The organism is Ornithinibacillus halophilus (assembly GCF_900129485.1).
Lineage (GTDB): Bacteria > Bacillota > Bacilli > Bacillales > Amphibacillaceae > Ornithinibacillus > Ornithinibacillus halophilus.
Genome location: NZ_FQVW01000039.1, coordinates 1 through 19,640 on the forward strand (window position 1 = coordinate 1; position 19,640 = coordinate 19,640).

Annotated in this window: 19 protein-coding genes; 17 read left to right on the forward strand and 2 right to left on the reverse strand. The window is 38.9% G+C overall.

Features of this window, described 5'->3' with window-relative positions; all coding sequences use genetic code 11:
- Window positions 1–421 precede the first annotated feature (421 nt).
- The 3 genes from BUB12_RS13245 to BUB12_RS13255 all read left to right on the forward strand — a co-directional run bounded on the left by BUB12_RS13245 (window position 422) and on the right by BUB12_RS13255 (window position 2,849).
- A complete protein-coding gene (locus BUB12_RS13245; protein ID WP_072891406.1) occupies window positions 422–949 on the forward strand; it encodes a sigma-70 family RNA polymerase sigma factor in 528 nt (175 codons plus the stop codon).
- Window positions 942–1,883: a hypothetical protein gene (locus tag BUB12_RS13250; protein ID WP_072891407.1), complete on the forward strand. Its 942-nt coding sequence runs from the start codon at window positions 942–944 to the stop codon at window positions 1,881–1,883. The genes BUB12_RS13245 and BUB12_RS13250 overlap by 8 nt, the downstream gene beginning before the upstream one ends.
- 645 nt (window positions 1,884–2,528) lie before the next feature.
- Window positions 2,529–2,849 carry a hypothetical protein gene (locus BUB12_RS13255; protein WP_234982714.1) on the forward strand — a complete coding sequence of 107 codons (321 nt, stop codon included), beginning with the start codon at window positions 2,529–2,531 and terminating at the stop codon, window positions 2,847–2,849.
- Between the two features lie 39 nt (window positions 2,850–2,888).
- Here BUB12_RS13255 and BUB12_RS13260 read toward each other — a convergent pair whose 3' ends face one another.
- Window positions 2,889–3,875: a metal-dependent hydrolase gene (locus BUB12_RS13260; protein WP_072891409.1), complete on the reverse strand. Its 987-nt coding sequence runs from the start codon at window positions 3,873–3,875 to the stop codon at window positions 2,889–2,891.
- 149 nt (window positions 3,876–4,024) lie between these two features.
- On the opposite strand from BUB12_RS13260, the gene mutY reads away from it, so the two are divergent.
- The 5 genes from mutY (at window position 4,025) to BUB12_RS13285 (ending at window position 8,711) form a co-directional block, all read left to right on the forward strand.
- Window positions 4,025–5,095, forward strand: a complete 1,071-nt coding sequence (mutY, locus tag BUB12_RS13265; RefSeq protein ID WP_072891410.1) for an A/G-specific adenine glycosylase — start codon at window positions 4,025–4,027, stop codon at window positions 5,093–5,095.
- A gap of 102 nt (window positions 5,096–5,197) precedes the next feature.
- Window positions 5,198–5,371: a gamma-type small acid-soluble spore protein gene (locus tag BUB12_RS13270; protein ID WP_072891411.1), complete on the forward strand. Its 174-nt coding sequence runs from the start codon at window positions 5,198–5,200 to the stop codon at window positions 5,369–5,371.
- Window positions 5,372–5,560: 189 nt separating this feature from the next.
- Complete coding sequence (gene ntdP / locus BUB12_RS13275) at window positions 5,561–6,091, forward strand: nucleoside tri-diphosphate phosphatase (RefSeq protein ID WP_072891412.1); 531 nt, start codon at window positions 5,561–5,563, stop codon at window positions 6,089–6,091.
- A 149-nt stretch (window positions 6,092–6,240) separates the two neighbouring features.
- Window positions 6,241–7,998, forward strand: a complete 1,758-nt coding sequence (locus BUB12_RS13280) for an ABC transporter ATP-binding protein (RefSeq protein ID WP_072891413.1) — start codon at window positions 6,241–6,243, stop codon at window positions 7,996–7,998.
- A 44-nt stretch (window positions 7,999–8,042) separates the two neighbouring features.
- Window positions 8,043–8,711 carry a leucine-rich repeat domain-containing protein gene (locus BUB12_RS13285; RefSeq protein WP_072891414.1) on the forward strand — a complete coding sequence of 223 codons (669 nt, stop codon included), beginning with the start codon at window positions 8,043–8,045 and terminating at the stop codon, window positions 8,709–8,711.
- Window positions 8,712–8,794: 83 nt separating this feature from the next.
- Here the strand turns inward: BUB12_RS13285 and BUB12_RS13290 are convergent, their stop codons facing one another.
- Window positions 8,795–10,084, reverse strand: a complete 1,290-nt coding sequence (locus BUB12_RS13290) for a glutamate-1-semialdehyde 2,1-aminomutase (RefSeq protein WP_072891415.1) — start codon at window positions 10,082–10,084, stop codon at window positions 8,795–8,797.
- 132 nt (window positions 10,085–10,216) lie between these two features.
- On the opposite strand from BUB12_RS13290, the gene BUB12_RS13295 reads away from it, so the two are divergent.
- The 9 genes from BUB12_RS13295 (at window position 10,217) to BUB12_RS13340 (ending at window position 19,639) form a co-directional block, all read left to right on the forward strand.
- Window positions 10,217–10,657 carry a potassium channel family protein gene (locus tag BUB12_RS13295; protein WP_072891416.1) on the forward strand — a complete coding sequence of 147 codons (441 nt, stop codon included), beginning with the start codon at window positions 10,217–10,219 and terminating at the stop codon, window positions 10,655–10,657.
- A gap of 57 nt (window positions 10,658–10,714) precedes the next feature.
- On the forward strand, window positions 10,715–11,185 hold the full coding sequence (gene bcp / locus BUB12_RS13300) for a thioredoxin-dependent thiol peroxidase (protein ID WP_072891417.1): 471 nt from the start codon (window positions 10,715–10,717) through the stop codon (window positions 11,183–11,185).
- Window positions 11,186–11,414: 229 nt separating this feature from the next.
- Complete coding sequence (locus tag BUB12_RS13305; protein ID WP_072891418.1) at window positions 11,415–12,392, forward strand: L-lactate dehydrogenase; 978 nt, start codon at window positions 11,415–11,417, stop codon at window positions 12,390–12,392.
- 17 nt (window positions 12,393–12,409) lie between these two features.
- Complete coding sequence (locus BUB12_RS13310) at window positions 12,410–13,195, forward strand: formate/nitrite transporter family protein (RefSeq protein ID WP_072891419.1); 786 nt, start codon at window positions 12,410–12,412, stop codon at window positions 13,193–13,195.
- Between the two features lie 687 nt (window positions 13,196–13,882).
- Complete coding sequence (locus tag BUB12_RS13320; protein ID WP_072891421.1) at window positions 13,883–14,983, forward strand: glycosyltransferase family 4 protein; 1,101 nt, start codon at window positions 13,883–13,885, stop codon at window positions 14,981–14,983.
- 292 nt (window positions 14,984–15,275) lie between these two features.
- The gene (locus BUB12_RS13325) at window positions 15,276–15,872 is read left to right on the forward strand and encodes a sugar transferase (protein WP_327196150.1); all 597 of its coding nucleotides are present in this window, start codon (window positions 15,276–15,278) and stop codon (window positions 15,870–15,872) included.
- Window positions 15,873–15,874: 2 nt separating this feature from the next.
- Complete coding sequence (locus tag BUB12_RS13330; RefSeq protein WP_072891422.1) at window positions 15,875–17,221, forward strand: tyrosine-protein kinase domain-containing protein; 1,347 nt, start codon at window positions 15,875–15,877, stop codon at window positions 17,219–17,221.
- Window positions 17,214–18,473 carry a lipopolysaccharide biosynthesis protein gene (locus BUB12_RS13335; protein WP_072891423.1) on the forward strand — a complete coding sequence of 420 codons (1,260 nt, stop codon included), beginning with the start codon at window positions 17,214–17,216 and terminating at the stop codon, window positions 18,471–18,473. The genes BUB12_RS13330 and BUB12_RS13335 overlap by 8 nt, the downstream gene beginning before the upstream one ends.
- Window positions 18,470–19,639, forward strand: coding sequence for an O-antigen ligase family protein (locus BUB12_RS13340; RefSeq protein ID WP_072891424.1), 1,170 nt, complete (start codon window positions 18,470–18,472; stop codon window positions 19,637–19,639). Before BUB12_RS13335 ends, BUB12_RS13340 begins: the two co-directional genes overlap by 4 nt.
- Window position 19,640: the final 1 nt, after the last annotated feature.

Genomic DNA, 19,640 nt, shown 5'->3' on the forward strand with positions numbered 1-19,640 from the left:
GCTTTAACTTCGATTGAAGGTACGCTTAATAAGATTTACAGGGAATTACAGGAGATGAAAAACAGTAAGAATTCTGATGAGTAGGAGATATATTATTCTTTGTATTACGGTAGTTTTTTAATAATCAGTATTAGGAGCTAGCAAAAGCTGCTCTTTTTTTTAAAAGATAAGAATGTATAAAATTTCAGAGATGTCTAGCTCCGAGCGCCTGCGACTAGCGAGACTTCCTTCGCCTCCGTACGATAAGTCAACATCGACTCCCGTTGGTCGTCGTGTTTCCTTTATCTCCTACGCCTCAGTCCAGTCCGTACGTCGCAAAGCGGGCGCTCTGCGCTTTTCTTATAATAAAAATAAATTTGTTTAAGCCAAAACCAACTTCTTGTAGTCTAATAGATGGAAGGATGTTCGGTGGAGAGGGTGAATGACAATTCGTAACTTAATAAAGAAGGCTCAAAAAGGGAATGACAAGGCTTTTCTGAAGCTTTTTCAAATGTATGAACTTGAGATTTATCGAATGGCTTTTATTTATGTGAAGAATGAAAACGATGCACTGGATGTTGTACAAGAAACTGCCTATCGTTCGTTTAATAGAATCGAAAGCTTACGAAATCCGGATTATTTTAAGACATGGATACTAAAAATTGCGATTAATTGTTCATTGGACCTTATTAAGAAAAGCAGTAAGGTTGTTCAACTTAATAATGAAATGGAGGAAGTAATCAGTTCAGATGATTACGATATTCCATTGTCGATTTCTCTTCAAGATTTAGTTGATGGATTGAATGAAGATGAAAAAGGTGTTGTACTGTTAAGGTTTTATCATGATTACACGTTCAAAGAAATTGCTGAGACATTGAGGATACCTTTAGGTACTGCAAAATCTATTTTGTACAGGGCAATTAGAAAGTTACGAGATGAATTGCTAAAAGGGGATGAGATGAATGAGTAAGAAAATAAAAGAAATTGTCAATTCCATTGAGGCCCCAAAAGTACTTCATGAAAGAAGTAAAAAGGGGGTTGCCCAAGCAAAGCTGGAAATGAAAAGACGAAAGAAGGGAATTTCGAAAGGTGGAATCGGTGTTGCAGTTGGACTGTTCTTCGTAATTTTACTTTTCCCTTTATGGAATGACTTGTTTACCAAAGATTCAACAAGTCCGACTGGTCCCGTTATGCTGGAAGACGGTAGCGTACAAATCCCTGCAATGCAATTACCTGAGGAAACAACAGATGCAGCAGATATGATTGGATTGATTGTTTACAACGGAAAAATATATACACAGCAAAGAACAACAATTGATGCTCAAGATGCCAAGAATATAATTGATGAAAAACTAGGAACAACGAAAGGAAACATCTCTGAATGGAGTAGTCAAGATGCTTATGCCGAAGAATTTGCTTCATCAATTGGAAAAACAGATGTCTATTCAGTAAAGGGATATGACAAGGATTTTCGAATTTTGGCATATGCTGGAGACAATTATGCAATGTTTTTTGAGAACCTTAATGGAATAACAGTTGAATCTGGTAGGGATGTTTTTGGTAAATTAAAAATGACTGGAAATGTGGAAGCAGCTGATTTTAGAACCTATACGGATTGGAACAATAGTGTTGATAATTACCATCCGGTTACTGATCTGACAGAGATAAATCGCTTTTTAGAGGAATTAAATGAGGCAAAACCTATTGTTCGGGATCAACATAATGATCCACTAAATGAATCGAGAAATGATGAGGAATATCGGGAGTTAACAATTCGTTTAACCGATGGAACGAATGTCCAACTTACTGTGCTAAAAGGTGGGTATGTGTATTATGGGTTTATCGGAGTTTATTTTGCAGTTGATGGGGATGTAATTTCGAACTTGTGGGAGCTGATGGAGTAGAGGTTTGGAGATAACGGAATGAGGAACCACTTGATTTTGTTGGTGGATTCTGGTTCCGTTATTTGCTTGAAAAGGGCCAGTTTATCGGGTGAGATGAATCTAGGTTCCGTTATCAGGTCAAAAATAGTAAAATAATGGTGTTTGAAGACGAATAACGGAAAGAGGATTACATAACAAGTGAAAATTGGGTGTTTTTGGAGGAATAGAGGAATGAGGAACCACTTGAATTCGCTGGTGGTTTCTGGTTCCGTTATTTGCTTAAAAAGGGCTAGTTTATCGGTTGAGATGAATCTACATTCCGTTATCAGATCAAAAATAGTAAAATAATGGTGTATGAAGAGGAATAACGGAAAGAGGATTACATAACGAGTGAAAATTGGGTGTTTTTGGAGGAATAGAGGAATGAGGGACCACTTGTTTCCGTTGGTGGATTCTGGTTCCGTTAATTGTTTGAAAAGGGCTAGTTTATCGGATGAGATGAATCCATGTTCCGTTATCAGGTGAAAAATACTAAAATAATGGTGTTTGAAGACGAATAACGGAAAGAGGAATACATAACGAGTGAAAATCGGATGTTTTTGGAGGAATAGAGGAATGAGGAACCACTTGAAAGGATAGCATTTAGCATAAGGAGGGATAAACAAATTGATTTGCTGTGGAACAAATGAATTAAGGGTTGAAGCGGATATAGGAGCTGATCCCATTTGGTGCAATTCGTGTTTAATGAATCTAAATTTAGAGGATATTGCCATTTCTAAAAGTCTAAAACAAGAAATGATGGATTGGGTACAACAATACGGGGGATGGATTGACTGGAAAAATGAAGGACAATGGGTCCCTAATGGTTTGGAGTTAGAACGTCTGCATAATGAACATGGGGAAAGATTGACAGAAAAAGTAAAGCAGGAGTTAGGACCAAAATATAAAGTTGTTTTCTCAAAGTCTGCTTATGGATGGACACCGTAATTGTTAACATATAAAAAGCACCCTTACCTAGGGGTGCTTTTAAATTGGATTATCGCCAACATATAATTTACTTTGTAGTTTGTGTTCTGAGAATATCCATCCCGTATAAGAACTGATAATTTCGTGGTCTTCATTAATTTGCACCACGGCAACGAATGGGTAATGCTCTTTGGAACGGTAACGAAGGTCGATAAAACGTACTTCAGTATAGTCTGCGAATTCATTGATTTCCCAGCGATAAACAGGGGAAAACGAAAGAAATGCAGCGATATTGGAATCTGTTTTTGCAATATCTATTAGCTCATTATTGGGTAATGGAATTTTATTGAATTCGTCAACGATTGTAATATGGCCATTTTCAACGACGCCTACATAAAATTGGGATTCTGTTGTGATGGCAACACGCCAGTAATTTTGCTTTAATGTTGGAGAGGTGGCAATTTGTTCCACATCCGGAAAATATTCTTCAATCTTTTTCACAATCTCTCTTTTGTCAATGTAGCGTTTGATGTAATATAGTATAATTACTGCGTATATGACAATGAACGTGTAACCTGGATTTGCTCCGAGCAGCCAAGCACCAATTCCTGCTAAATGCAGTGTGAAAATATATGGGTCAAACGTGTTGATAAATCCTTGTGCAATCCATTTGTTCGTAAATGGCCGAAATGCCTGTGTACCATATGCATTGAATAGATCAACAAATACGTGGATGATTACGGCTAAAAAGGTCCACATCCACAAGTGTAAATAACTAACACTTGGAACAAATAGATGGATGATACTAGATATAATGATCCCCCATAAGATAATTGCTGGAATTGAATGGGTAATCCCACGATGATGCCGAAGATAGGTCGCATTATTTCTAAATTTAAGTACGGTATCAAAATCTGGGGCGTGTGAGCCTACGATTGTTCCAACTAGTACGGCATTAAATAGTGTAGGATCGCTTTGCACAACAGGGTCTAACGTAGCAACGCCTGCAAGTGCAACGCCCATGACAACATGGGTACCTGTGTCCATTAATGGATTGTCCTCCTTTTTTAGTTTGAATCGTGAGGATTATTGTGTTGTATGCATATTGTATTAAAAATATTGCTCCATGCCAACAGGCAAAAGCCCGGTAAGACACAGTGCCGTTGCTTTTATTGTACCATAGAGGAAGTGATTTTATGTCAGAAAATACGTTACAATCTTTTAACATTTCACGATTTCAAGAAGATATACTGGATTGGTATGAAAAAAATAAACGAGATTTGCCGTGGAGACAAGACCAAGATCCATATAAGGTTTGGGTTTCAGAAATTATGCTCCAACAGACAAAAGTAGACACCGTTATTCCTTATTTTTATAAATTTATGGATAAATATCCAACCGTTTACGACTTAGCAGAAGCAGATGAACAGGATGTACTTAAAACCTGGGAAGGATTAGGCTACTATTCGAGAGCAAGAAATTTGCAAAGTGCTGTTCGTGAGGTTGTGGAGAAATATGATGGAGTTGTACCAAATAACCCAGAAGAGTTAGGGTCCTTAAAAGGGGTCGGTTCCTATACAAGAGGTGCGATTCTTTCCATTGCGTATAATCAACCCGAGCCTGCAGTCGATGGAAACTTCATGCGTGTGTTTTCACGAATTTTAAAGGTTGAAGAGGATATTAGTAAAGCTAAAGTAAAAAAGCTTTTTGAAGATTATATGTATGAAATTATTTCAAAAGAAGACCCTTCCTCCTTTAACCAAGCTATCATGGATTTAGGAGCAACGATATGTACACCGAAATCACCAATGTGCATGTTTTGTCCAGTTCAAGAGCATTGCCGGGCATATGCAGAAGGAATCGAAGAAGAATTGCCTATAAAGTCGAAAAAGAAAAAGCAGAAAGTAAAGCGATATGTGGCATTGTTAGTTAGAAATGAAAAAGGTCAAGTTATTATTGAACAAAGGCCAGAGTCAGGCTTGCTTGCTAACTTATGGCAATTTCCGATGGTTCCAGTGGACAACTTAGAGCTTTTGCACGTTGAAAATTGGGTGCGTAAAGAATATGGGGTTGAAATTGACCTAGATGAAAAAAGAGGCAATGTAAAACATGTTTTTTCTCATTTGAAATGGAATTTGGATGTGTACGCTGCCTCAACAAAACAAGATGTTCTGGAAAATGACCGTTTGCGTTTTGTAACAATAGAGGAGCTGGATGAATATCCATTTCCAGTTTCCCACCAAAAAATGATGGATTTGTTGAAATAACAGCATGATCACCTAGGTGGATTTTTTCCATATACTGCTAATTAATTCTGTTGGATAACTCTTGGTTAAGTGGACAGATTAACTAGTGTGGAGGTGATAATGATGGCTAACAACAATCCTAAACAAACTTCTTCTGGAACAAACGTTCAGCATGTGAAGCAACAGAACCAAAAAGCTGCACAAGGACAAGGGCAATATGGTACTGAATTTGCTTCTGAAACAGATGCTCAACAAGTAAGACAGCAAAATCAGAAATCACAGCAAAACAAAAAATAAGTTACCTACCCTCATTTCTATTTAAAAAGAGCTTCCTATTCTCCCAGGAAGCTCTTTTCTAATGGTGCAGAATTTCTCCATATTTCTCTCAAAATCGCTATTACTTTATATTTCTTCCCAATCCCTTTATAATAGAAGAATATAATAAGTAAAATGCATACATTGGAATATATAGAAAGGATTATCTTTATGGTTGCTCCGAGGGCGGGCTCAAAAATACAAATACATAGCTATAAGCATGATGGCAACTTGCATCGTGTGTGGGAAAACAGCCTAGTACTAAAAGGTACCGAAATGATTGTGATCGGGGCAAATGACAAAACCCTTGTAACAGAGAGTGATGGGCGCACTTGGTACACGAGGGAACCGGCAATCTGTTATTTTCATGCCAAACATTGGTTCAATGTAATTGGGATGCTTCGAGATGATGGTATCTATTATTACTGCAATATTAGTTCACCATTTGTTTTTGATGATGAAGCATTGAAATATATTGACTATGATTTGGATTTGAAAATCTATCCAGATATGACGTTTGATTTGCTCGATGAAGATGAATATGAAATTCATAAAATAGAAATGAATTATCCAGTTGTCCTCGATCGTATACTTTATAACAACATTGAATATTTAAAGAGGTGGGTGACCCAAAGAAAAGGGCCATTCTCCCCAGGATTTGTTGATCAATGGTATGAACGATTTTTAACGTATCGGTTTTAAACCTTGTTACTTTTGTAGCAAGGCTTTTACTTTTTAATGAGGATTGCTTGTTTTATTGAAGAGATAGGAAAAAATAAGAATCAGCAGTTTTAGTTTAATGAGGGAAAATTTTTAGATTTACTTAATAAATCAAGAGGAAGATGTATTATATGAGCAGTGTGAAGCAGTTTATGAAATTTGTTGCACCGTACAAATGGAAAATCGTTTTGACGGTAATAATCGGTGTGTTTAAATTTGCTATCCCTTTATTAATTCCTTTGATCATGAAATTTGTGATTGATGACATTATTGATCCACAAGGGGTTCATAATCTAACGTATGAGGAAAAAATCTCTAAACTTGTATGGATAATGGGAGGATCCTTTATTGTTTTCCTATTATTAAGACCACCTATCGAATATTTTCGACAATACTTAGCCCAATGGGTGGGCAATAAAATCCTTTATGATGTAAGGGATCGATTATTCGATCATCTACAAAAACTGAGTTTAAAATACTATTCTCAGACAAAAACCGGGGAAATCATTTCCCGGGTAATACATGATGTCGAACAAACGAAAAATTTCGTGATTACTGGCTTAATGAATGTGTGGCTTGATGTCGTAACGATTGCTATTGCAATTGGAATTATGATGACGATGGATTTTTGGTTAACGATTGTGGCAATTATTTTGTTTCCTTTCTTCGGATTTTCGATCAAATACTTCTATGGAAGGCTCCGTCTATTAACGAGGGAACGTTCTCAAGCTCTAGCTGAAGTACAAGGGCACTTGCATGAGCGGGTTCAGGGTATTCCGGTTACTCGAAGTTTTGCCTTAGAGGATTATGAGCAGGACCAATTTGAGAAACGTAATGGGAAATTTCTTAATAAGGCGCTAGAGCATACAAGTTGGAATGCGAAAACTTTTGCTGTAACCAACACAATTACTGATTTAGCACCATTATTAGTTATTGCATTTGCTGGATTTTTTGTTATCAATGATAGCTTGTCACTAGGGGCAATGGCTGCCTTTGTCGGATATATGGAACGGGTTTATAGTCCACTGCGCCGATTGATCAACTCATCTACTGTGTTAGTTCAGTCCATCGCATCTATTGATCGTGTGTTTGAGTTAATGAATGAGAAATATGATATCAATGATAAAACGGATGCAAAGGAATTAGGGCGAGTTGAAGGTAAAATTGATTTTGAAAATATTTCTTTTAGATATGAAGAAAATGAAGCAGAAGTATTAAAAAATGTTAATTTAAATGTTACTGCAGGTGAAACCATTGCTTTTGTCGGGATGAGTGGTGGAGGAAAATCAACGCTCATTAGTTTGTTGCCACGTTTTTATGATGTAACAGGTGGTGCGATTAAAGTTGATGGAACGGATATCCGTGATGTGGAGGCACGTTCGTTAAGAAATAATATTGGTATGGTGCTCCAAGATAATATTTTATTTAGTGAATCAATCGCTGTTAATATCCGAATGGGAAATCCATATGCAACAGATGAAGAAGTTATGGAAGCAGCTAAAGCAGCAAATGCCCACGATTTTATTAAAGACCTTCCACAAGGGTACGATACGTTAGTCGGAGAACGTGGCGTAAAATTATCTGGTGGGCAAAAGCAGCGGATTGCGATTGCAAGGGTATTCTTGAAGAACCCACCTATTTTGATCTTTGATGAGGCAACGTCTGCATTGGATTTAGAAAGTGAACATACCATTCAAGAAGCAGTTGAAAAATTAGCATCTGATCGAACAACATTTATTGTGGCTCACCGTTTGGCTACCATTACACATGCTGACCGGATTGTAGTTGTTGAAAATGGGGAAATCACAGAAGTGGGATCCCATGATGAGTTAATGAAGAAAAAAGGAAGTTATTACGACTTATATCAAGTACAACATTTAAATGATTAGTTAATGAAAACCCCCAGCTCCGAATGGAGTTGGGGGTTTTTGGGTTGGTTGGGTTTGGGGGAGTGGTGTGTTCGCTGGCCGTAGCGTTTAGTGTGATCCTCATTAAGGTGAACTCGCTCGTCTACCAGGTGAAAATGCTCGCCCTGGTCAAGAATTCGCTCCATGCCAAGGTGAAAATGCTCGCCCCGGTCAAGAACTCGCTCCCCACTAAGGTAAATGTGCTCGCCCTGGTCAAGAACTCGCTCCCCACAAAGGACAACTCGCTCCACCCCAAGGAGAAAATGCTCGCCCCGGGTAAGAACTCGCTCCCCACTAAGGTGAATTCGCTCCGCCCCAAGGAGAAAATGCTCGCCCCGGACAAGATCCCCGCTAAGGTGAATTCGCTCCACTCCAAGGTGAATACGCTCGCCCCGGGTAAGAACTCGCTCCCCGCTAAGGTGAATTCGCTCCCCACTAAGGAGAATTCGCTCCCCCCCAAGGATAAAGTGCTCGCCCCAGGTAAGAACTCGCTCCCCATTAAGGAGAATTCGCTCCACCCCAAGGATAAAGTGCTCGCCCCGGGTAAGAACTCGCTCCCCACTAAGGTGAATTCGCTCCTCCCCAAGGTGAAAATGCTCGCCATGGGTAAGAATTCGCTCCCCACTAAGGTGAATTCGCTCCACGCCAAGGAGAAAATGCTCGCCTGGTCAAGAACTCGCTCCACGCCGAGGTGAAAATGCTCGCCCCAGGCAAGAACTCGCTCCACCCCAAGGAAAATCCGCTCCACCCCAAGGTCCCCCGCAAGCCAACCTACACCTTACATCTGTGCAAATGCTTTTCCTACTGCATCTATTGTGTAGTCAATGTCTTCTTCAGTGTGTTCGGTCGTTAGGAACCATGCTTCGTATTTTGATGGTGCAAGGTTGATGCCTTGATGAAGCATTAGTTTGAAGAATTTACCGAATGCTTCTCCGTCACTTGCTTCTGCTTGTGCATAGTTAGTTACTTTTGCTTCGCTACCGAAGTAAACAGTTAATGCGCCTTTTAAGCGGTTAACGGAGATGTCTACACCATGATCTTCAGCTTTCGCTAGGATTCCTTTTTCTAGGCGTTCGCCTAATTGATCTAGTTTTTCATAGACTCCTTCTTGGCCAAGGACTTCTAAGCAGGCGATTCCTGCTGCCATCGATGCTGGGTTTCCTGCCATTGTTCCTGCTTGGTAGGCTGGGCCGAGTGGTGCGACTTGTTCCATAATGTCTTTTCTGCCACCATAGGCCCCGATTGGTAGTCCTCCTCCAATGATTTTACCCATTGCTGTCATGTCTGGTTCGATGCCGTACACTTGTTGTGCACTTCCGTATGTGAAACGGAAAGCGGTGATAACTTCATCATAAATAACTAATGCGCCTGCATCATGGGTTAAGTCATTTACTGCTTGTAAAAATCCGTCATGTGGTTCAACGATACCGAAGTTACCTACGATTGGTTCTACTAATACTGCTGCAACTTGGTCGCCCCATGTATCTAATGCATGTTTATAGGCATCGATATCATTGAATGGTACCGTGATTACGTCTTCTGCCACCGATTTTGGAATACCGGCTGAGTCTGGAGTTCCTAAGGTGGATGGGCCTGATCCTGCTTGAACTAATACGGCATCAAAATGGCCGTGGTAACTGCCGGCGAATTTAATTACTTTTGTACGTCCGGTGAATGCACGTGCAACACGGATTGTTGTCATCACGGCTTCTGTACCTGAATTGGTGAAGCGTACTTTTTCCAATGATGGAATGGCTTCTTTTAGCATTTTTGCAAATTGGTTTTCTAAGGGTGTTGGTGTCCCATATAATACGCCATTATTTGCAGCTTCTGTTATAGCCTCTGCGATGTGTGGATGAGCATGACCAGTAATAATTGGGCCGTATGCAGCTAAATAATCGATATATTTATTGCCGTCGACATCCCAGAAATATGCTCCTTTTCCACGTTCCATGTAGACTGGTGAGCCTCCGCCAACGGCTTTATATGCTCTAGATGGGGAGTTTACCCCTCCGACGATATGTTCCAAAGCTTCTTTATGTAATGCTTCTGATTTAGAAAAATTCATGTTACTCCTCCTACCATAATAATTCCTTCTAACCACATAACATTCTACATGATATTTAAAAAAAATAAAAAGACAAGCATATTGAAATTACTGCATATAGATGTAATAACATCAAAAAAATGAGGAGATTACATGAGCATTATTGCATGGGTATTTATTTTTTTTATTTCATTTATCCTTCTGCGGTCAATTGCTAGCTTCATCAATAAAGGGATGGGGAATTTAGGAGAGGAAATGAGAGGCAGTTACTTCTCTATCGAAATCTTCTACACCCTCTTGGTTACTTACGTTATTATTATTATTGGATTTGGTCTGATTTATTTAATTCTATCATTTGAAGGGATTATTTTAGTAGAAAATGGGGAACTGAGAGATGTCAATGTTGTTGGCTCTATTATTCATTCGATGTATTTTAGTGGGGTAACGTTATTGACGATTGGATATGGTGATATTACCCCAATAGGTATAGGGAGATTGATTGCTTTAATTCAAGCACTTATTGGCTATGTTTTACCAACTGCTTTTGTGTTAGTTCTTGTTCAAAATACGAGGGGACGTCGACGTAATTATTAGCTAGCAAAAATCGCAAATGTTATAGTAGAAGTAGAATGAATAGTTGGAGGGAATAGAATGACGATTGAAGTTGGTAAACAAGCACCAAGTTTTACACTACCAAATCAAGAAGGAAAGGAAGTTAGCCTTTCTAATTTTAAAGGAAAACATGTTGTCTTATATTTTTATCCAAAAGACATGACACCAGGGTGTACAACAGAGGCGTGTGATTTCCGTGATAACCATGAAAGCTTTGGTGAACTGGATGCAGTGATCATCGGAGTAAGCCCTGACCCAGTGGAACGTCATCAAAAATTTATTGATAAACATGACTTGCCGTTTTTACTGCTAGCTGATGAGGAACATAAGGTAGCAGAAGATTATGGTGTGTGGAAGTTGAAGAAGAACTTCGGAAAAGAATATATGGGAATCGAACGTTCCACGTTTATTATTGATAAAGATGGAGTGCTACAAAAAGAATATCGTAAAGTTAAAGTAGCAGGCCATGTTGAAGAAGCATTGCAATTTATTAAAGAAAATTTAAGCTAATGGAAAAGGACCATCATAACGGTGGTCTTTTTTAAGTGATGGGAAAGTGTAAAATTACAGTGAAGTTTAACAAATCAAATAAATAGGTTGGATTAATAAGAGGAGTGCACTTGGCTTCTCTTTTTTATGCCATTAAAGGCTTGTACGCCATTTATGAATAGTAAATCGGTTAAGGCAAAACATAGTATTATGGCTATTTTTAAACCTAGATATAAGGAGTTAGATAAGTATGAGGGGTAATGGAAGCGATCGTTTAAGTAGAGTAGCGTTAATCGGAACAGGACTTGTAGGTTCTAGTTATGCTTTTGCGTTAATGAACCAAGGAATTGCTAATGAGTTAATCATGATCGATTTAAATCAAGAAAAAGCACAAGGTGATGTGATTGACTTAAATCATGGAAAGGCGTTTACGGCTAATCCAACCCTAATCAAATTTGGAACTTACCAAGACTGTACGAATGTGGATTTAGTTGTGATTTGTGCTGGGGCGAATCAAAAGCCAGGTGAAACGCGCCTGGACTTGGTGGAGAAAAACCTTAAGATTTTCAAAGAAATTGTTGGGGAAGTAATGGCTAGTGGATTTGATGGAATCTTCTTAGTTGCTACAAATCCTGTAGATATTTTAACGTATGCAACATGGAAGTTTAGTGGGCTACCAAAAGAGCGTGTCATTGGTTCTGGAACTATTTTGGACACGGCGCGTTTCCGTTATTTGCTAGGGGATTATTTTAATGTTGCTCCGAAAAATGTTCATGCATATATCATTGGTGAACACGGAGATAGTGAGCTGCCTGTGTATAGTTCGGCTTATATAGGAACGATCCCTATTATGAAATTCATCGAACGACATGAAAAATATAAAAAAGAAGATTTAGATGATATTTTTATCCGTGTTCGTGATGCGGCATATGAAATCATTAAAAGCAAAGGGGCTACTTACTACGGAATTGCCATGGGCTTAGTTAGAATTACAAAGGCGATTTTTTCTAATGAGAATTCGATCTTAACTGTTTCTGCGCATGTCGATGGTTTGTATGGCCAGGACAATGTATATATCGGTGTACCGGCAGTCATTAATCGGAATGGGATACGCGAATTAATGGAGCTTGATTTGAATGAAGAAGAAAAAGAGAAATTTGCTAATAGTGCCAATGTGTTAAAGAAAATATTGGCTCCACATTTTGATGAGGTGAAACCAAACAACTAGTTAGTGTGGTGAATGACATGGAAGCAAAACCACTCCTTGCGATAGAAAAATTAGCATTATCACGCCGCGATACTTTCAATAGTAGTTCATTGATTTATTTATTACGCGCAGTACTAGCAAGTATGTTTATTGGGTTTGGAGTTACTGTTGCCTTTCGTACGGGAAATATATTTTTTCTGGAACAGTCACCGTGGGCCCTTCCTCTTGCAGCAGCTACTTTTGGTGTAGCAATTATATTAATTGCTTACGGTGGGGGAGATTTATTTACAGGGGATACTTTTTACTACACATTTGCCGCATTACGAAAAAAGATGCAATGGAAAATTGTCGGGAAAATGTGGGCTTACAGTTATGTTGGCAACATGATTGGTGCTGTTTTCTTTGCAATATTAATTGCATTAACTGGTCTTTTTCAAGATGAATCCACCAATAGTTTATTAATATCAATCGCATTAACAAAAACACAACTTTCTACGGTAGAACTATTTTTCCGAGCAATCCTCTGTAATTGGCTCGTCTGCTTAGCCTTCTTCCTACCAATGGGGGTCAAAGGAGACGGTACGAAAATATTTTTGATGATGTTCTTAGTCTTTTGTTTTTTCATCTCTGGTTATGAGCACAGCATTGCCAATATGTGTACCTTCGCTGTATCCTACGTAATTAATGATCCTAACTCAGTTACAATGAGTGGAGTCATACACAACCTTATTCCAGTAACAATTGGAAACCTCATCGGTGGTGGTGGATTTATGGCATGGATGTATTTTTATGCTAACAAAGCATATTTAAATGAAGAAAATTAGTGGAGCACCCTTGGACTGTTGAAGGTTCGGGGGTGGAATTTTGTTCGTAAGAAGGAGGGGGTTCCGGGGACTTGCTCCTTGCTAGGTGAAAGACGCTCGACTTGGGGTGGAGTTCGCTCCACTTGGGTTGATTCTCGCTCGCCCTGGGTTGTAATTCGCTCCTCTTGGGTTGAATCTCGCTCGCCCTGGGTTGGAAATCGCTCCACTTGGGGTGAATCTCGCTTGGCTCGGGGTGGAATTCGCTCCTCAGGGCTGAAACTCGCTCGCCCCGGGTTGGAATTCGCTCCCAAAGTAGTCAGCCTCGCTCGCCTCCGGGCAGAAAATGCTCCCCAAGTAAGCAAACTCGCTCGCTCCAAAAGTCGCTCCCCAAGCAGTCAAACTCGCTCGCCCCTGGGTAAAATACGCTCCCCAAGCACCAAAACTCGCTCGCCCCCGGTCAGAATATGCTCCCCAAGCATCAAAACTCGCTCGCCCCTGGGCAAAATACGCTCCCCAATCATCAAAACTCGCTCGTCCCTGGGCAGAATACGCTCCCCAAGCACCAAAACTCGCTCGTCCCAGGCCAAAACTCGCTCCCCAACCACGCCCCTCAAGCAAACAAATCACCCCAACTCACTCCTCAACCTCTGTCACCATTCTTATTTCATTGAGTATGATTTAGTAACAATTATGATGGGGAATGGTTTGATGAAGATTGTTCAGTTTGTTACGCGGATGGATGTGTTGGGTGGTGCGCAGGTACATGTTCGAGATTTGGCTATTCATTTAAAAGAGAGAGGGCATGATGTTGTTGTAGTTTCAAGGGGCAGGAGTTCGTTAACCGAAGAATTAGCAGAAAAGGATATTCCTTATTATGAGATTAATAATCTAGTGGTGGGGATTAATCCGTATCGAGATTTACTTGCTTACCTAGAGTTACAGAAATTATTAAAAAAGATTCGACCTGATTTAATGGCTGTTCATTCTTCAAAGGCAGGAATACTTGGAAGGCTTGCAGGAAAGCGTAACAAGATTCCAACTGTATTTACAGCTCATGGATGGTCTTTTACAGATGGAGTCTCTAATAAGAAACGGTTAATTTATAAGTCAATTGAACGTATGGCTGGGAGAATGTCGCAAGGGGTGATTACGGTTTCTGAATATGATTACCATCTTGCTGTTAACAATAAAATCATTGCTCCTTCCAAATTAAAAGTAGTTCATAATGGAGTACCAGACACCGCACCAATGTTGAGAAGTACACCTCGAATAGATCCACCAATCATTACAATGGTCGCTCGCTTTGCCTACCCGAAAGATCATGTCACCTTAATTCGAGTGCTACATCGAATAAAACATCTTCCATGGAAATTAGAGTTAATCGGGGATGGTCCACTCCTGCAGGAAAATCACCAACTTGTAAATGAACTCGGTCTAACTGACAAGGTTCATTTTTACGGGGCGAGAGAGGATGTGCCCGAACTATTAGCGAAATCCCAATTATTTGTATTAATCTCTGAATTTGAAGGATTGCCACTCAGTATTATTGAAGCCATGCGAAGTAGACTCCCAGTCATTGCATCCAATGTTGGTGGGGTACGTGAATTGGTTAGTGACTCACAAACAGGATTTCTTATTGAAAAAGGAAATGATATTCAGTTAAAAGAGTGCCTGGAAAGTTTATTAAAGAATCAGGAATTACGTGAGCAAATGGGAACTATGGGACGAAGTAAGTACGAAGAAGAATTCACATTTACGAAGATGCTTAATGAAACGTACCAATTCTATCAAAAAGTAATGGAAGAATAGAGTTATTAATTACCCAAACCATACAACCAAAATTAGGTTATATGGTTTTTTTATTGTTTTAAAAAGAAGTAATTCCATATCCTGTATATTTTCCATTTTTTCCTAGGCAAAAATTTGCACATATCGAACAGGGATGGAATACCTTGAAGTAAATTAGTCATGGATAAAAGGTCCTAGACGGATAGCCCAATTCTTTTTGTTCGTTATATTGTTAGTTTAACTAAACAAAGGTGAGTAGGTACGGATGAACAAAAGCAGTAGGAATACAATGTATTTATTATCGAAGCGGCTCATGGATATTTTCATAAGTGTCGTATTGCTGTTCGTTTTGTCACCAGTTTTATTTTTTATATGCTTATTGATTTATTCGGTGGATGGTCGGCCGGCATTTTTTAAACAAAAAAGAGTAGGAAAGGATGGGAGGCCTTTTACAATACTGAAACTGAGGACGATGAGGCAACACACTGCCAAAAAGAATGTTACGTATCAAACTGACATAGATGAACCTTGGGATATGGGTGTGCCAGATATATTTATATTTAAATCCACTCGTCAGAAAGAAGTGACTAACTTAGGTTATTTTCTTAGGAAATATAGTCTTGATGAAATTCCACAGCTAGTAAATGTGCTTAAAGGAGATATGAGTTTAATAGGGCCGCGACCAGAGATTCCTGCTATTGCCGATTATTACAATAGCCATCAAAGGAAAAGATTGATAGTGCGACCTGGAATTACTGGGTATGCACAAGTGAATGGGAGATCGAACATGACGCATGGAGAGAAGATCGATTATGACTTGTATTACGTTGAGAATTGTTCAATGTTATTAGACGCAAAAATACTATTCCTAACAATCATCCAGGTTTTCCGTGCCAAAGGAGCAGTTTAAGTATGAATCAATCATTTGAGATCCGAGATTTTATACACATATTTAAAGATAGATTGAGATTGATCATAGTTATCTCGATTTTTTTTACATGCATTGGAATGGGGATTAGTTTGTTTGTTATTAAACCTGTTTATGAGGCACAAACAGATTTACTCGTCAGTCAGTCGAATAAATCAGGGATCTTATCTACCAATGATATAGAGCTGAATATGCAACTCATTGAAACGTATCAATTTATTCTTAATAGCGAGCGCATTATTGATTTAGTTGCCAATGAAGTAGATGGGTATTCAAATAATGAGCTTCACCGAAAGTTAAGGGTGGAAACGAACCAAAGTGCCCAAATTATTTCACTATACTTTGAAGATGAAGATCCTAACAAAGCGGTCCAAATTGTGAATGCTTTTGCAGCTAATTTTCAAGAGGAAATCCAGAACCTCATGAATCTCAATAATATAAGTATATTAACTGAAGCGAGTTTGGAATATGCGAATGAACCAATACGACCAAAACCAATCATATACACATTCATTGCTTTTGTTGTTGGTTTTATCTTTGCTTGTTCCTTTGTATTTCTCTCAGCATACCTAAATACGAAAATATCTACCAAATATGACGTAGAAAAATATTTAGATGTTCCAGTATTGGGCGAGGTTGGCATAATTGTGACTACTCGTTCTAAAAAGAAAAAAAGAAAGAATACGCCGTTGTTACCATCACGACCCAATCCAATAAGAACGACAGAATTTGAAGATTATCGGAGCTTGCGCACAAATATCAATTACTTACAAACCTATAGTAGAAAGAAGACATTTCTTGTTACAAGTACAGGGAAAGATGAAGGAAAAACGATTACGAGCATTAATTTAGCATATGTGATGGCACTGGATCACAAAAGAACGGTCGTCATTGACGGGGATTTAAGAAAGACGGGGAATTTTTTATTTAAAACAAATAAGGAGTTACCAGGTTTATCATCTTATTTAAATGGAAACTCGGGTTTAGAAGAAATTTTAATTGAGACATCTATACCAAATATATCGACAATCCCATCTGGCCCCTTGCCTCCCAATCCAACCGAATTATTAGCAACTAAGCGAATGGATTCGTTATTAAAAGAATTAAAAAAGCGTTTTGACGTTGTCATTGTGGATAGTCCACCACTCTCTGTTTCTGACAGTGTTGTCCTTGCAACAAAAGTAGATGGTTGTTTTCTAGTTACACGAGCTGGAATGTCAAAAGTTAGTCGAGCTCAAGAGGTAGTTAAACGATTAGAAAACGTAGGTGCTAAACTTTCTGGAGTCATTATAAATAAAAAGAAGTCATCCAGGTCGGATTACGATGTCTAGTTGGCTAAAAAATAATTTTATTCGCAGTGTCGCAGTACTGATGTCTGGTACGGCACTATCTCAAATTGCTGTCGTCCTCGTGACGCCAGTATTAACACGAATTTATGGTCCAGAGGTTTTCGGGGAATTATCTGTATACCTATCAATTTTATTTACAGTTGGAATACTAATAACCTTTCAATTTGAATCGGCCATTCCGTTACCGAAAAAAGGAAAAGATGCAATCAACCTCTTAGCGTTATCCATACTGATTATGGTCAGTTTTGTGGGAATTGTTTCATTGATACTGATAGGATTCTCGCCAATGATTCCATCGTATTTCTGGTACCTGCCTATTAGTTTACTAGGATTGGGGATTTTCCAAGTTTTCCATCTTTGGTTATTAAGGGAGGAGGAATACGCCTCCATCGCTAGAGGGAAAGTGCAAATGAACATAACGCAAATCGGGGGGCAAACGGGATTAGGATTCTTATCGAATACAACGCACAGTCTAGTGATTGGTGAAGCAGTAGGACGATTACTGGGTGGAGTTGGGTTATTCATTTTTTCCTGGAAAACAGTGAAGAAAAATCTAACCTTTGTGTCTAAGCAAAAAATGAAAGAGATGGCCAAACGGTATAAGCGATTTCCACTCTACACAAGTTGGTCGAGCTTGATGGGAGCATTAACCAATCATCTTCCTACCTTTTTTGTTGCAGCAACATTAGGTGTGAAAGTTGCTGGTTGGTATATGCTAGCCAATCGAGTTCTCAGCTTGCCAACGTCATTATTAGGGTATTCCGTGGAACAGGTATATTTAGGAAAAGCAGCAAAACTCCTTCATTCTTCTTTTTCATCCTTTGTAGCATTATTTTGGCAAACGGTGAAAAAACTTTTCCTGATTAGTCTCGTTATCTATTTAATTGCTAGTATCTGTTCGCCATTTATATTTTCGATAATTTTTGGTGAGGAGTGGAAAGAGGCTGGGGTGTTTGTTCAATGCATGAGCATTTTATTTTTCGCTCAATTGGTTGCAGGGCCAATTACGTTAAATTTCGATGTGTTAGAACTGCAGCATTTGGATATGTATAGTGAAATCATCCACTTTCTATTATTAGTAATCGGTATGGGGATTGGCTATCTTTTCTTAACGAGTGCATGGTCCGTTATTTTATGTATAAGTATTGCCGGGGCTCTAGGGTTCTTCCTAAAGGGGATTCTTGCTTGGTATTCCATCTATGTTTATCAACGGAAAAATGAGGGAGTGAGATGAGGGAGAAGACGTCAATTGCAAATAGAAGAATGATGATGTTCATCTGTGTTGTCATGATGACGAGCTCGATTGTATTTATGGAACCAGCTCCATATGATCTGTTATTTGTTGTATTATTTGTCGGGGCATTTCTATTTGGGTATGTCGTATTTCATGAGCAACAACTGTGGCCATTTATTCTGCTACTTGCATTTGTTCAAGCAAACTTGATTTCTATGTTTTTCTCACATGACCTACTGTACGCACTTCACTATTTTTTAATTACCTTCTACCTAATTATGACGTGGGTTTTATTTGTTGGTTTAAGTTCTTACTATCGGGAAGGATTGTTCCCTCCTCTTTTTAAAGCATATACCTTAGCTGCCTTAGTTGCAGTAGTTGCCGGCTTGCTTGCTTATTTTCAATGGATACCTGGAACAGAATTGTTTTTAAAATATGGCAGAGTGACAGCTTTTTTTAAAGATCCAAATGTGTTTGGGCCGTTTTTAATTCCACCAGCATTGTTTGCATTATATCAAGCTAGTAAGCGGGACCATCGACTGTTTAAATCATTAAGTTGGTTTAGCTTGTTTGTGTTGTTAACGATGGGAATAATTTTAAGCTTTTCACGAGCAGCATGGGGAAATTTTGCTTTGGCATTAGGGGTATATTTACTCCTTATCAAAGGGAAATCCGTAAACCGTTTAAGACCCTTATTCTTAATCGTCTTAGTTGCAATTCCAGGGCTAGGTTACTTTATCACATCACCGACTGTAGAAAATTTATTCCAAGAGCGTTTTAGTATTCAAAGTTATGATTATTCCCGATTTGAGAATCAAGAAAATGCACTGGAAAACATCGTACATTTTCCACTAGGATTTGGTCCTGGGCATTCTGAGATTATGCTTGATTTTGCAGCACATAGCTTGTACATCCGGGTTATGGTGGAGAATGGTGTCCTTGGAGGAATTGCATTTATTTTATTTTTATTAGCTTGTCTCTGGCGTTCATTATCGCTCGTATTAACATCTCTTGATGAACATCGGGGGATTTATGTAGTAATTTTTGCTAGTATTCTTGGGATTGTGTTTAATAGTTTCTTTGTTGATACGTTACACTGGCGACATTTTTGGTTGTTGCTGGCGCTGCCATGGTTAAAAACAGATGTTAGAAAATTAGGGGGATAAT